The sequence below is a fragment of the Streptomyces himastatinicus ATCC 53653 genome (genome assembly GCF_000158915.1).
Classification (GTDB): domain Bacteria; phylum Actinomycetota; class Actinomycetes; order Streptomycetales; family Streptomycetaceae; genus Streptomyces; species Streptomyces himastatinicus.
Genome location: NZ_GG657754.1, coordinates 8,249,481 through 8,262,365 on the forward strand (window position 1 = coordinate 8,249,481; position 12,885 = coordinate 8,262,365).

The 12,885-nt window shown below is 71.4% G+C and carries 10 protein-coding genes and 2 pseudogenes; 9 read left to right on the forward strand and 3 right to left on the reverse strand.

What is annotated here, in order from left to right; all coding sequences use genetic code 11:
* Positions 1-461 (reverse strand): annotated as a pseudogene (locus SSOG_RS35245) (phosphatase PAP2 family protein); the annotation flags it as partial.
* Positions 462-774: 313 nt separating this feature from the next.
* Entirely contained in the window at positions 775-1,959 is a 1,185-nt protein-coding gene (locus SSOG_RS35250) for a membrane protein (protein WP_039939410.1), read from the reverse strand.
* Between the two features lie 350 nt (positions 1,960-2,309).
* Between SSOG_RS35250 and SSOG_RS35255 the strand changes: the two are divergent.
* Together SSOG_RS35255 and SSOG_RS35260 are read left to right on the forward strand one after the other, a co-directional pair.
* Positions 2,310-3,872: pseudogene (locus tag SSOG_RS35255) on the forward strand (MFS transporter); the annotation flags it as partial.
* A gap of 268 nt (positions 3,873-4,140) precedes the next feature.
* Positions 4,141-5,328, forward strand: coding sequence for an acyl-CoA dehydrogenase family protein (locus SSOG_RS35260; protein ID WP_039939411.1), 1,188 nt, complete (start codon positions 4,141-4,143; stop codon positions 5,326-5,328).
* Positions 5,329-5,358: 30 nt separating this feature from the next.
* Here SSOG_RS35260 and SSOG_RS35265 read toward each other — a convergent pair whose 3' ends face one another.
* A complete protein-coding gene (locus SSOG_RS35265; protein WP_009719050.1) occupies positions 5,359-5,793 on the reverse strand; it encodes a cell division protein SepF in 435 nt (144 codons plus the stop codon).
* Between the two features lie 233 nt (positions 5,794-6,026).
* Between SSOG_RS35265 and SSOG_RS35270 the strand changes: the two genes are divergently transcribed.
* From SSOG_RS35270 to SSOG_RS35295, 7 genes are all read left to right on the forward strand, one after another.
* Positions 6,027-7,289 carry a DUF5685 family protein gene (locus SSOG_RS35270; RefSeq protein ID WP_078510478.1) on the forward strand — a complete coding sequence of 421 codons (1,263 nt, stop codon included), beginning with the start codon at positions 6,027-6,029 and terminating at the stop codon, positions 7,287-7,289.
* 426 nt (positions 7,290-7,715) lie between these two features.
* Positions 7,716-9,221 carry an FAD/NAD(P)-binding protein gene (locus SSOG_RS35275; RefSeq protein WP_009719052.1) on the forward strand — a complete coding sequence of 502 codons (1,506 nt, stop codon included), beginning with the start codon at positions 7,716-7,718 and terminating at the stop codon, positions 9,219-9,221.
* Positions 9,222-9,246: 25 nt separating this feature from the next.
* The gene (locus SSOG_RS58600) at positions 9,247-9,618 is read left to right on the forward strand and encodes a hypothetical protein (protein WP_425385441.1); all 372 of its coding nucleotides are present in this window, start codon (positions 9,247-9,249) and stop codon (positions 9,616-9,618) included.
* Between the two features lie 43 nt (positions 9,619-9,661).
* Positions 9,662-10,549, forward strand: coding sequence for an amino acid ABC transporter permease (locus SSOG_RS35280; RefSeq protein ID WP_039939412.1), 888 nt, complete (start codon positions 9,662-9,664; stop codon positions 10,547-10,549).
* A gap of 5 nt (positions 10,550-10,554) precedes the next feature.
* The gene (locus SSOG_RS35285) at positions 10,555-11,307 is read left to right on the forward strand and encodes an amino acid ABC transporter ATP-binding protein (RefSeq protein ID WP_167542598.1); all 753 of its coding nucleotides are present in this window, start codon (positions 10,555-10,557) and stop codon (positions 11,305-11,307) included.
* Between the two features lie 53 nt (positions 11,308-11,360).
* The gene (locus SSOG_RS35290) at positions 11,361-12,326 is read left to right on the forward strand and encodes an ABC transporter substrate-binding protein (RefSeq protein WP_009719055.1); all 966 of its coding nucleotides are present in this window, start codon (positions 11,361-11,363) and stop codon (positions 12,324-12,326) included.
* Between the two features lie 31 nt (positions 12,327-12,357).
* A partial coding sequence (locus SSOG_RS35295; RefSeq protein ID WP_039942219.1) for an LLM class flavin-dependent oxidoreductase occupies positions 12,358-12,885 on the forward strand: 528 nt, incomplete at its 3' end.

Consider the following 12,885-nt stretch of genomic DNA (forward strand, 5'->3'; position numbering starts at 1 on the left):
AATATATCGCCGGTGCGCCACATCTCACTGGAGCCGACGCTCGTCGCGTAGTGCGGACCGAGTCGGCCGAAGCCGATTTTCACGGCGCCCACGGTGGCGTTCAGCAGCAGCAGCGAGGTGCCCAGCACCAGCCCCGGGCGCAGGGTGCGCTGCTTGTAGCAGCACCACCCCAGCCAGGCGGCGACCGCCACCGCGGTGGGTCCGCGCTGGCCCATCACGACGAAGTAGTCCAGGAACATGTGGAACTCCGGCCACTGCTTGTAGGGCCGGAAGAGCATGACCTGCCAGTCGAACCTCACCAGCCACGAGGTGGTGAGCACGCCGATCACGGTCGCGGCATAGACCGCGAGCGTGGTTCCGAGCAGCCAGAAGCGTGTTCGGGTCATCCGCGGTCGCGCGGGATCGCGCCGCGCGAGATCGGTAGGTCGCTCCTCCTTGAGGAGCTTGTCTTCGGTACGCACCTAATCGACGTTACATTGCGTGACAGGGGGGTTCAGTCGATCAGGTCGCTTTGTGATGACGATGTGATGTGGGGTGCGTCTCGTCGGTCGGCTTTTGGCCTCCCCTTTCCAAGGAATGCACGAGGCCCCGGCACATTTGTGCGCTGGCCTTCCTATCAGCGAAGAGCGATCTCTTTATGGATTTCTTACAGGGGTGTTTATCGGCGATTGGCCGTGGCGTTCCTCACTGTTTCCCGGTGTGTCGCCGGGGCGACAGACGGGCTCCCGCCGCCGCCTCCGGCGGGCCGCCGCCCGGCCGGGCCGGATGGCCGGATCACGGCGGTCCCGAGCCGTGCAACCACCATGCCGCGTACGCCGCGGAGGCCAGCCCCACCGAGCCAAGGACCAGCGCGGTGCGCGCCGGACGCAGCCGGGCCAGGGCGATCGCGAGCGGGATCAGCACCGGGAAGGCGGGTATGAGCAGCCGCGGCTTCGAGCCGAAGTACCCCTTGGCGGCCAGCGCGAGGACGAGCACCGCGCCGCCGTACACCAGCAGCGGCAGCGGCTGGCTCTGCCGTATGCAGGACACATACAGCCAGAGCAGCGCGGCCACGGCGAGGAGCAGCGCGATTCCGGCCACGAACGGCGGATGCACCAACAGCCCGCCGATGAAGGCCGCGAAGGCCAGTCCGCCGTCGAACCCGTTTCCCCAGCCGTTCTGGACGTCGAAGTAGCCGGTGAGGCTGTCGGTCCGTATCCCCACCCAGGTCACATAGCCCAGCCAGCCCAGCGGCGCGATCGCCATCCCGGCCAGCACGCGCCAGTCCTGACGTAGCGCCTGGCGCCACCGCCCTCCGGGCAGCAGCTCCACCGCCGCCGTGATCCACACCGCGGCGACCACCGCGGCGCCCACCGGCCGGGTGAGCCCCGCGAGCGCCGCGAGGACCCCCGCCCACACCCAGCGCCGGGTCAGCACCGCATAGACCGACCAGGCGGCCAGCGCGGTGAAGAGCGACTCCGAATACGCCATCGACTGCACGATCCCGACCGGCAGCACGCCCCACAGCACCGTCAGCGTGATCCCCACCCGGCGCCCGTACACCAGATCGCCGACCGCGAAGATCCCCCACGCGGCCAGCAGCGAGGTGATCGAACTCACGGCCAGCCCCGCGTCCGGCACGCTCAGCGGTGTCACGGCCGATATGCCGCGCTCCAGCCAGGGGAGCAGCGGGAAGAACGCCAGGTTGGAGTGGACCGACCCATCGGCCAGATGGATCGTGTAGCCGTATCCCTCCTCGGCGATGCGGGCGTACCAGAGCGAGTCCCAGCGGGCCGAGAGGAGCTGGTGCGCACTCTTGCCCGCAGCCGCCCCCCAGACGGCGAGAACCACGAGGCCGAGCACGCGCGTCCCGGCATACAGCAGCAGCGCCGGGGCGGCCCGGCGCAGCGCGGCGAGGGCCACGCCGCCCGGCCGCCCGGCGCCGGGCGGCGCGGTATCGGCTTGGGCGAGATCAGTCACGGCGACGATTATCGGGGATGTTTCCGGGGCCCGCCCGGGCCTGTGGACAACCGGCGGACGAACAGCCGACGGACGGGGGGAGGACGGCCGGGGGCCGACCGGCGGCCTGACGGCGTACGGGAGACGGACGGAAGACGGACAGGGCACAAAAGGGGAACGGCGGAACGTACTCCACCGCCCTGGCCTGCGGCGATGCCCATAACATGACCTGCGGCACACGCCTCGCGCGGCGACTCGCGTACCCTGACCTCTCCACTCGTGTCTACGCCGCCGGGCCGCCGCACGTCCCTACGAAGTGACGTTCGTCCCGTCCCGGCACGACGCGAGCGCAAGACCAGGGAGGTGCGTACATGTCCGGGACGACCACGGCCCGCACTCGGCGGACGGCGGCCGTTCCCCGGCAATGGCTCGGTACCGAGGCGGGCGGCGGCGCGAACCGCTGGGTCGTTCTCCTCGTGCTCTGCGTCAGCCTGCTGCTCGTCGCCGTGGACGCGACCGTGCTGCACGTCGCGGTTCCGGCCGTGACCGAGGACCTGCGGCCCGGCGCGATCGAGCTGCTGTGGATCGTGGACGCGTACCCACTGGTCTGCGCCTCGCTGCTGATCCTCTTCGGCACCCTCGGCGACCGGGTCGGCCGCCGCCGGGTGCTGCTGCTCGGCTATGCCTTCTTCGGTGCCGCCTCGGCGCTGGCCGCCTTCGCCGCCACCCCGCAAATCCTCATCGTGGCCCGCGCCCTGCTGGGCGTCGGCGGCGCGATGATCATGCCCGCGACGCTGTCGATCCTGCGCCAGGTCTTCCCTGACCGCCGGGAGCGGGCCCTGGCCATCGGCATCTGGAGCGCGGTCGCCGCGGTCGGCGCCGCGGTCGGCCCGCTGCTCGGCGGCTTCCTGGTCGAGAACTTCTGGTGGGGCTCGGTCTTCCTGGTCAACCTCCCGCTGATGGCCGTGGCGCTGCCCGTCGGCCGCTGGCTGCTCCCGGAGTCCACCGGCGACCGGGACGGCCCCTGGGACGTGCTGGGCGCGCTCATGGCCGCAGGCGGGCTGTTCTGCCTCGTCTTCGGGGTGAAGCGGATGGGCAGCGGCACGGGGCTGCTGGACGCCGTCACCGCCACCCCGGTGCTGGTCGGGCTGGCGGTGCTGGTGCTCTTCGTCCGCCGCCAGCGGGCCCGTACGCATCCGCTGGTCGACCTCAAGCTGTTCGCCCGGCCCGCCTTCTCGATCTCCGTCGGCTGCATCGTGGTCGCCCTGCTCGCGCTCGTCGGCCTGGAGCTGATAGCCGCGCAGTACCTCCAGCTCGTCCTCGGGCTCACCCCGCTGGAGACCGGGCTGAGGCTGCTGCCCCTCACCTTCGCCGCCATGGCCGCCGGGCTCGTCGGCTCCCGGATGCTCCAGCGGCTCGGCCCCCGCATGATGGTGGGGCTCGGCTTCGTGCTCACCGCGGTCGGTGTCCTGTCGCTGATCACCATGGGCCAGTCCGACCAGCCCGCGGTGCTCGTGGGCGGCTTCCTCGTCCTGGGCTTCGGCCTGGAGACCACGCTGTTCAGCGCGTACGAGTCCATGCTCAACGAGGCGTCCGCCAAGTCGGCGGGCGGCGCTGCCGCCATCGGCGAGACCTCCTACCAGCTCGGCGCCGGTATCGGCATAGCCCTCCTGGGCAGCGTCATGAACGCCGCCTACAAGCCGGGCGTCTCCTCCGTGGCCGGGGTGCCCGGCAAGGCCAGCGCCGACGCGAGCCAGTCGCTGGGCGCCGCGTACGAGGTCTCCGGCCAGCTCGGCGGGAAGTCCGGGGCCGCGCTGATGGCCGCGGCCCGCGCGTCCTTCGTCCACGGACTGCATGTGACGCTCGCGGTCAGCGCCGGGCTGCTGCTGATGGGCGCGCTGGCCGCGCTGCGGCTGCCGAAGACCATGGAGTGCGCGCCCCCCGACGAGGACGACACGGAGGACGGCACGTGTCCCGCCGGGGCCGCGGACGCTCCCTGCACCACGGACGCCCCCGACGCCGCGGAGCTGGCGGAGAACCCGCCGCGCCGAGACCGGCCGCCGTCGTCGGCGCCGAGTCCCGGAGCTGACCGGGCCGCCCGATGGGCGCGGCACCCGGCTGATCCACACGGTCTGGACGGCAGGCGTTACCCGGCCGTAGCGTCAGCGGCCGGAAGCCACACCGAACCGGAGGTCGCTACCCATGTCCGCTGGCACCCTGCCGCCGTTCGACCCCGACGACCCGCTGGGCATCGACGACCTGCTGGAGCCGGAGGACCTGGCGGTACGGACCACCGTGCGGCAGTGGGCCGCCGACCGCGTCCTGCCCCATATCGCCGACTGGTACGAGCGCGGCGAACTGCCCGGCATCCGGGAGCTGACCCGCGAACTCGGCTCCCTCGGCGCGCTCGGCATGTCCCTCACCGGCTACGGCTGCGCGGGCGCCAGCGCCGTCCAGTACGGGCTGGCCTGTCTGGAGCTGGAGGCCGCCGACTCCGGTATCCGCTCCCTGGTCTCGGTGCAGGGCTCGCTCGCCATGTACGCCATCCACCGCTTCGGTTCCGAGGAGCAGAAGCAGCAGTGGCTGCCGCGGATGGCCTCCGGCGAGGTCATCGGCTGCTTCGGGCTGACCGAGCCGGACCATGGCTCCGACCCGGCCGGTATGCGCACGTACGCCAAGCGGGACGGCACGGACTGGGTGCTGACCGGCCGTAAGATGTGGATCACCAATGGCTCGGTGGCCGGGGTCGCGGTGGTGTGGGCCCACACCGACGACGGCATCCGCGGCTTCGTCGTCCCCACCGACGCACCCGGCTTCTCCGCCCCCGAGATCAAGCACAAGTGGTCGCTGCGCGCCTCGGTCACCAGCGAACTCGTCCTGGACGAGGTGCGGCTGCCCGCCGACGCCGTACTGCCCGAGGTCACCGGGCTGCGCGGACCGCTGAGCTGTCTGAGCCACGCGCGCTACGGCATCATCTGGGGCGCACTGGGCGCTGCGCGCGCCTCCTTCACGTCGGCGCTGGAGTACGCCCGCACCCGGGAGCAGTTCGGGCGGCCCATCGGGGGCTTCCAGCTCACCCAGGCCAAGCTCGCCGACATGGCGGTGGAACTGCACAAGGGCGTGCTGCTCGCCCATCATCTGGGGCGGCGGATGGACGCGGGGCGGCTGCGGCCGGAGCAGGTCAGCTTCGGCAAGCTGAACAATGTGCGCGAGGCGATCGAGATCTGCCGCACGGCCCGGACCATCCTGGGCGCCAACGGGATCTCCCTGGAGTACCCGGTGATGCGGCACGCGACGAATCTGGAATCGGTGCTCACCTACGAGGGCACCGTCGAAATGCATCAACTGGTGCTCGGCAAGGCGCTCACCGGTCTGGATGCCTTCCGTTGAGAAGGCTTCCGGTGAGCGGCCCCGCCGAGCTCAGCTCTGGTTGAAGAAGCCGCCGATTCCCCGGCTGGGCTCCCCGCTGACGATCTGGTAGTCGGCGGGGGTGAGGAGGAAGACGCGGTTGGCGACGCGCTCGATGGAGCCGCGGAGCCCGAACGTCAGTCCGGCGGCGAAGTCCACCACGCGCTTGGCGTCGGCGGACTCCATCGTCGTCAGGTTGACGATGACCGGAATGCCCTCCCGGAACATCTCACCGATTCCGCGGGCGTCCCGGAACCCGTCCGGGGTGACCGTCGCGATCCGCGTGCCCTGGTCCTGTGCGGCCTGGTCGGCCACCCGCACCCGCGGGTCGGTCACCCAGGAGTCGCCGGGCTCGGGTCCCTCGGCGTAGTCGTCGTCGTAGTAGCGCTCGTCATCGCTGTCGTCGACGAGGCCAAGCCAAGCGCTCGCCTTGCGCACCGATCCCATGGACGCCTCCTCTCCTCTTAACGGTGTGTACTGTCCGCCCCTCTATGGTCGTCCATGATGCGGATGATGTGCCACGTGGATTGCGGCCGCACAGCGGATTTGTGACGTTACCGGTGCACAACGTTTGGCGCCATATCAGGGTCGCACCTGATGAAGGGGGCTGACGGTGCGCTGGGTAGACTCCGCAGGCCGGACGGGTGACACCGGGGACGTACGGGTGAACGGGGACAGTTTTGTTTGGCATTATCCGGCCTTGTCGGCACCGGCTGTCGCAAAACCTGCGGACGGAATGGATGGCGCATCTGTGCGGGTTGTGCCTCGCGCTGCGCGGTGAGCACGGTCAGTTCGCCCGCGTCGCCACCAACTACGACGGGCTGGTCATATCGGTTCTGGTGGAGGCTCAGGCCGGTCGCTCCGACGGCTGGCGGCGCACCGCGGGGCCGTGTCCGCTGCGCGGGATGCGCACCGCGTCGGTGGCGCAGGGGGAGGGCGCCCGGCTCGCGGCGACCGTCTCGCTGGTGCTGGCCTCCGCGAAGGTACGGGACCATGTGGCGGACGGCGACGGGGCGTTGGCCCGCCGTCCGGTCGCCGCGGCCGCCCGCCGGGTGGCCGGGCGGTGGGACCGGGCGGGTGCCCGCAGCGGTGCCGAGATCGGCTTCGACACGGCCGTGCTGCTGGACGCGGTCGGGCGGCAGCAGGAGATCGAGGAGCTGGCGGGGGCCGGTACCTCGCTGCTGACGGTCACGGAGCCGACCGAGACCGCGACCGCCGCGGCCTTCGGCCACACCGCGGTGCTGGCCGGGAAGCCCGGCAACCGGGCGCCGCTGGAGGAGGCGGGGAGGCTCTTCGGCAGGCTCGCGCATCTGCTGGACGCGGTCGAGGACCTGGTCGAGGACGCCGAGACGGGTGCCTGGAACCCGATCACGGCCACCGGCGCCGATCTCGCCGAGGTGCGCCGGCTGTGCGACGACGCGGCGCACGGGGTGCGGCTGGCGCTCGATGACGTGGAATTCGCCTGCAAGCGGTCCGGCGGGCTGGCCCATGTGCTGCTGGCGCACGAGCTGCCGCGCGCGGTGGACCGGGCGTTCGGCACCACCTCCTGTACGCACACCGGGGACATCGGGGACACCGGGCAGGCCGCGGACGCCCCGGAGTCGTCCCAGGGCGCGCCGCCGCCGCAGTCGCCGTGGTTCACCCCGCAGGGGCCCGACGCCCCCGGCGGTCCCGGCGGAACGCCGCCCGAGCCGCCGGACCGGGGCAGGCGGCGCGGGCTGATAGCCGGGTGCGCGGTGTGGGCCGGGCTCTTCTGCACCTGCCAGGTGTGCTGCCGGGACCCGTACCACGACCCGTGGTCGGGGGAGCCGCGCGAGGGCTGGTGCCAGAAGTGCAGTGACTGTGCGGACTGTTGTGATTGCTGCGGTAACTGCTGTGACGGTTGCGACTGCTGTAGCAACTGCTGTGACGGTTGTGACTGCGGCTGCGATTGCGGCTGCTAGTCGACGTCCCGGAACGGGACGCCCCGGAACAGGACGTGCGAGGGGAGGGGGAGCGCTGAAGCGTGTGTGGAGGCGCGTGACGACGCGGACGTAACGGCCACACCGGAAGGCACCGGCGGGCAGGCGAAGCCTCAAGAGCCCAGGGGCAGCGGAGGCGGGCGGGTCAGCCCGAACAGGACGACGACCACACCCGACCGAAGTCGATGTGGTCGCGCGTGACCAGTCGCTGCCATGAGTACATGGGGTAAGTGGAGCAGCCTTCCGCTTCCGCGTCAACCGCGGTGAGACGCGACGCTCACGATTCGGACAGCCTTGACAACGGGCCGTGGAGACGCCTTAACCTCGGCGTCAGTCGTGCTGAGGGGCTCGGCTTTCCGTGTGTGCAGGCAATGCGTGTGTTCCTTTACGAACTCACGGAGCCTTCGCATGTCCGCCACCCCGGACCTCGCTTCCCCATCACCGCACGCCGTCGTCATCGTCGGCGCGGGCCCGCGCGCCGCCGGGCTCGTGGAGCGGATCGCCGCCAACGCGCCGGAACTGTACGGCGACGGAGCTCCGTTCACCCTGCACCTGGTCGACCCGCATCCGCCCGGCGGCGGCCGCGTCTGGCGCCCCGACCAGTCCCCGCTGCTGTGGATGAACTCCATGGCCGAGGACATCACCATGTTCACCGACGAGTCGGTGGAACGGGACGGCCCGGTCCGCCCCGGCCCCTCCCTCTCCGAGTGGGCCGACCGCGTCCGCCGCGGGGCGCTGCCCGCCGGTGAACTGGCCGCCCTGCCGCCCGAGGTCGTCGCCGAGGCCACGTCGCTGACCGGCCGGAGCTTCGCCACCCGGCGGCTGAACAGCGCCTATCTGCGCTGGGTGTACGAGCGGTCGGTGGCCGCCCTGCCGCCCGGGGTCACCGTCCAGGAGCACCCGTACCGCGCCGTACGGGTCACCGGACCGCGCGACGGACGCCAGCGGGTGTGGCTGGAAGGGCGCGCCGAACCGCTCGTCGCAGACGCCGTGGTCCTCGCCCTCGGCCATCTCGACGCCGAGCTCGGCCCCGAGCAGCGGGCGCTGTCCGCCTTCGCCGCCGAGCACCAGCTCGTGCACCTGCCGCCCGAGTACACCGCCGACAGCGATCTGAGCCGGTTGCGGCCCGGCGAGCCGGTCATCGTCCGCGGCTTCGGCCTCGCCTTCGTCGACCTGATGGTGCTGCTCACCGAGGGACGCGGCGGACGGTACGACCGCGGGCCCGCCGGGGAGCCGGTCTACCGGCCCTCCGGGCGCGAACCCGTGCTGTGCGTCGGCTCGCGCCGCGGCGTCCCGTACCACGCCAAGATCGGCTACCAGCTGTCCGGCGAACGGCCGCCCGTACCCCGCTTCTTCGGCCCCGCCCAGGTCGAGGCGCTGCTGCGGCGCCCCACACGGCCCGACTTCCGGCGCGACATCCGGCCACTGATCGACAAGGAACTCGGATTCGCCCACTACCACCGGCTGTTCACCGTCCACCCTGAGCGCACGGCCGCCGACTGGGCCGACTTCGAGGAGACGTACGCCGCCTGCCCGCCCGGCAGCGCCGAACTGCACGCCCTGGTGGCCGCCGCCGTCCCCGATCCGGCCGACCGGCTCGACCTCGACGCCCTCGACCATCCGCTCGACGGGCTGCGCTTCGCCGGCCATGACGCCCTCCAGGAGGGGCTGCGCGGCTACATCGAGGCCGATCTCGTCCGCCGCCACGACCCCGCGCACAGCACCGACCTGGCCGTCTTCCTCGGCCTGCTCTCCGTCTACTTCCAGCTCACCCGGCTCGGCGACCTCGGCGACGGGCGGCTGGTGGCACGGCTTCTTCAGCTATCTCGCCTCCGGTCCGCCCGGACCGCGCCTGGAACAGCTCCTCGCGCTCTCCCGCGCCGGGGTCGTCCGGGTTCCTCGGCGCCGGGATGACCGTGGAAACCGACCCGGAGCGCGGGTGTTCCGGGCGGGCGGCGCGAGCGTTCCCGGGAGCCAGGTCGAGGCCCGCGCCCTGGTCGAGGCCCGGCTGCCGGAGCCGACCGTGGCCCGCTCCCGCGACGCCCTGCTGCGCGCCCTCCACCGGGACGGCGCGGCCGCCACCGCCGCGGGGCTGCTCGCCGTCAGCCCGGACGACGGCCGGATCCTGGACCGGGCCGGACACCCCCACCCGCGCCGCTTCGCGCTCGGCCCGCACACCGACGGCCGCTCCTCCGGCGCCTTCGCCCGGCCCCGTACCAACGCCCCCGCGTTCCGACAGAACGACGCGACCGCCCGCGCCCTGCTGCTGAGCCTGCGCGACCTGTCCTGTCGCGCCTCGCTCGCCGTCTGACCTCGTACCCCGCCTGAAAACCCCGCTTCCCCTAAGGACACCCGTGTCTCTGACCTCCGATCCACCCACCAAAGAAGCGCCCGAACGGGCCGCTCCCGAGGACTACTCCGCGCTGAAGGTGGTCCCCGTACGCAACCCCTGGCGCTGGGTCGCCGTCGCCGCGACGGCCGTCCTGGTCGCCCAGTTCGCGCACGGACTGATCACCAACCCCGGCTGGGAATGGGAGGTCTTCGCCGACTTCTTCGCCACCGAGACGATCCTCAAGGCCGTCTGGATCACCCTCCAGCTGACGTTCTACGGCACCGCGCTCGGCTTCGCCCTCGGCATCGTGCTCGCCTTCATGCGGCTGTCCAGGAGCCCGTTCCTGAAGTCGGTCGCCTTCACCTACATCTGGGCGTTCCGCTCGATCCCGCTCATCGTCCAGCTGCTCTTCTGGTTCAACCTCACCTATCTCTACAAGAAGCTCGATTTCGGCATCCCGTTCGGGCCCGGCTTCTTCTCCTTCGACACCGCCGGACTCGTCGGCGCGATGAGCGCGGCCGTCCTCGGACTCGCCCTGCACCAGGCGGCGTACGCGGCCGAGATCGTGCGCGGCGGCGTCCTCGCCGTCGACACCGGACAGCTGGAGGCGGCCGCCGCCCTCGGCATCCCCCGGCTGCGGCAACTGCGCCGCATCGTGCTGCCGCAGGCGATGCGCTCGATCCTGCCGAACGCCGCCAACGAGGTCATCTCCCTCTTCAAGGGCACCTCGATCGTCTCCGTCATGGCGATCGGCGAACTCTTCTACCAGACGCAGGTCATCTACGGGCGCAACGGCCGCGTCGTGCCGCTCCTGATGGTCGCGACCGTCTGGTACATCATCCTGACCACGCTGCTCTCGATCGCCCAGTACTACGTCGAGCGCCACTTCTCCCGGGGAGCCACCCGATGACCGCCATGGTCGACATCCGCTCCGTCCACAAGAACTTCGGGTCGCTGGAGGTGCTGCGCGGCATCGATCTGGAGGTGAGCACCGGAGAGGTGGCCGTCGTCCTCGGGCCGTCCGGCTCCGGCAAGTCCACGCTGCTGCGCACCATCAACCACCTGGAGAAGGTCGACAGCGGCTGGATCAGCGTCGCCGGTTCGCTGGTCGGCTACCGCAGGCGCAACGACAAGCTGTACGAGCTGCGCGAGCGCGACATCCTCAAACAGCGCACCCGGATCGGCTTCGTCTTCCAGAATTTCAACCTCTTCCCGCACCTCACCGTGCTGGAAAACATCATCGAGGCCCCGGTGTCCGCCCTGCGCCGCCCCAGGAAGCAGGCGGTGGAGAGCGCGGAACGGCTGCTCGCCCGGGTCGGGCTCGAGGACAAGGCGTCCGCGTACCCCCGGCAGCTCTCCGGCGGGCAGCAGCAGCGGGTGGCCATCGCCCGCGCGCTCGCCCTGGAGCCCGAGCTGCTGCTGTTCGACGAGCCGACCTCCGCCCTCGACCCCGAGCTGGTCGGTGAGGTCCTGGACGTCATCAAGGACCTGGCCGACCAGGGCACCACGATGATCGTCGTCACCCATGAGATCGGCTTCGCCCGCGAGGTCGCCGACACCGTCGTCTTCATGGACGAGGGCCGGATCGTCGAGCAGGGGACGCCCACCGAGGTGCTCGACCATCCCCGGCACGAACGCACCAAGGCGTTCCTCTCCAAGGTCCTGTGAACCACCCCATGCACACCTCCACGCACACCTCCACGCACACAAGGAGCACCCCCGTGACCAGCCGCCGCACCCTCCTCGCCGCCCTCGCCGCGGTCCCCGCCACCGCCCTGCTCAGCGCCTGCGGCGACGGCGACGCCCAGCAGACGGTGGGCGCCGACGGCAAGAAGGGCGCCGGTTTCAACGTCAGCCCGCGGCAGCACCGGATCAGAGGCAAGAAGGTCGACGCGATCGCGGCCAAGGTGCCCGAGGCGATCCGCCGCCGCGGCACGCTGCGCCTCGGCGGCAGCGCCGACGCCTCGCCGCCGCTCGGCTTCTACGCGACCGACGACAAGACCCGGATCGGCGTCGAGATCGACCTCGCCACCCTGGTCGCCGACACCCTCGGGCTCAAGGTCGCGTTCGAGGCGGTCTCCTGGGAGAACCTCTTCGTCGGCCTGGACAGCTCCAAGTTCGACGCCGTCTTCTCCAACGTCACCGTCACCGAGGAGCGCAAGGAGAAGTACGACTTCGCGACCTACCGGCTGGACAACCTCGCCTTCGAGGCCAAGAAGGGCACCTCGTGGCGGATCAAGGGCCCCAAGGACGTCGCGGGCAAGACCATCTCCGTCTCCTCCGGCACCAACCAGGAGAAGATCCTCGTCGACTGGAGCAAGGAGAACGAGAAGGCGGGCCGCAAGCCCGTGGACATCAAGTACTTCCAGAAGGACACCGACTACTACCTCGCCCTCCAGTCCGGGCGCATCGACGCCTATCTCGGCCCCCACCCCACCGCCGCCTACCACGTGGCCTCGGCCGGGCAGACCAAGATCGTCGGCACGCTCTCCGGCGGCGGCGACCTGGTGCAGGGCAAGATCGCGGCCACCACCAAGAAGGGCAGCGGGCTGGTCGACGCGTACGCCGCCGCCATCGACCACATCATCCAGGACGGTTCGTACGCCCGGGTCCTGAAGCGCTGGGGGCTCGCCAGCGAGGCCGTGAAGAAGTCCGAGATCAACCCGCGCGGCCTGCCCACGAGCTGACCGGCTCACCGACCGAGAAGGGCCCCTGACCATGGCCACACCGACCGGCCCCCTGCATCTGGCCGCCGCCGTCGGCGGCGTCGGCCAGTACGAGGCGCCGTACTACATCGAGCTGGCGCGCCTCGCCGAGGGCGGCACGCTCGACTTCGTCACCCTGGACGACACGCTCGGCCCGCCGGGGGACGGGCAGGGCAGGCTCGACGCGCTCGCCGTCCTGGCGCGCGTCGCGCCCGCCACCGAGCGGATCGGCCTGGTGCCGACCGTCACCACCACCCACACCGAGCCGTTCCACGTCTCGTCCGCCGTGGCCACCCTGGACTGGGTGAGCCGCGGCCGGGCGGGCTGGACCGTCGAGGTGTCGGCCACCGAGGCGGAGGCGCGGCTGATCGGCCGCCGCCCCGCCGCCCCCGCCGCCGAACTCTGGGCGGAGGCGGGCGAGGTGGCCGACGTCTCCGCCCGGCTGTGGGACAGCTGGGAGGACGACGCGGAGATACACGACACCGCCACCGGTCGCTACGTCGACCGCGACAAGCTGCACTACGTCGACTACGAGGGCACC

Coding starts and splice junctions, on each gene's coding strand:
- SSOG_RS35275 (WP_009719052.1), top strand. CDS start 7,716: ATGTCCGCCACCCCGGACCTCGCTTCCCCATCACCGCACGCCGTCGTC.
- SSOG_RS35260 (WP_039939411.1), top strand. CDS start 4,141: ATGTCCGCTGGCACCCTGCCGCCGTTCGACCCCGACGACCCGCTGGGC.
- SSOG_RS35265 (WP_009719050.1), bottom strand. CDS start 5,793: ATGGGATCGGTGCGCAAGGCGAGCGCTTGGCTTGGCCTCGTCGACGAC.
- SSOG_RS35285 (WP_167542598.1), top strand. CDS start 10,555: ATGGTCGACATCCGCTCCGTCCACAAGAACTTCGGGTCGCTGGAGGTG.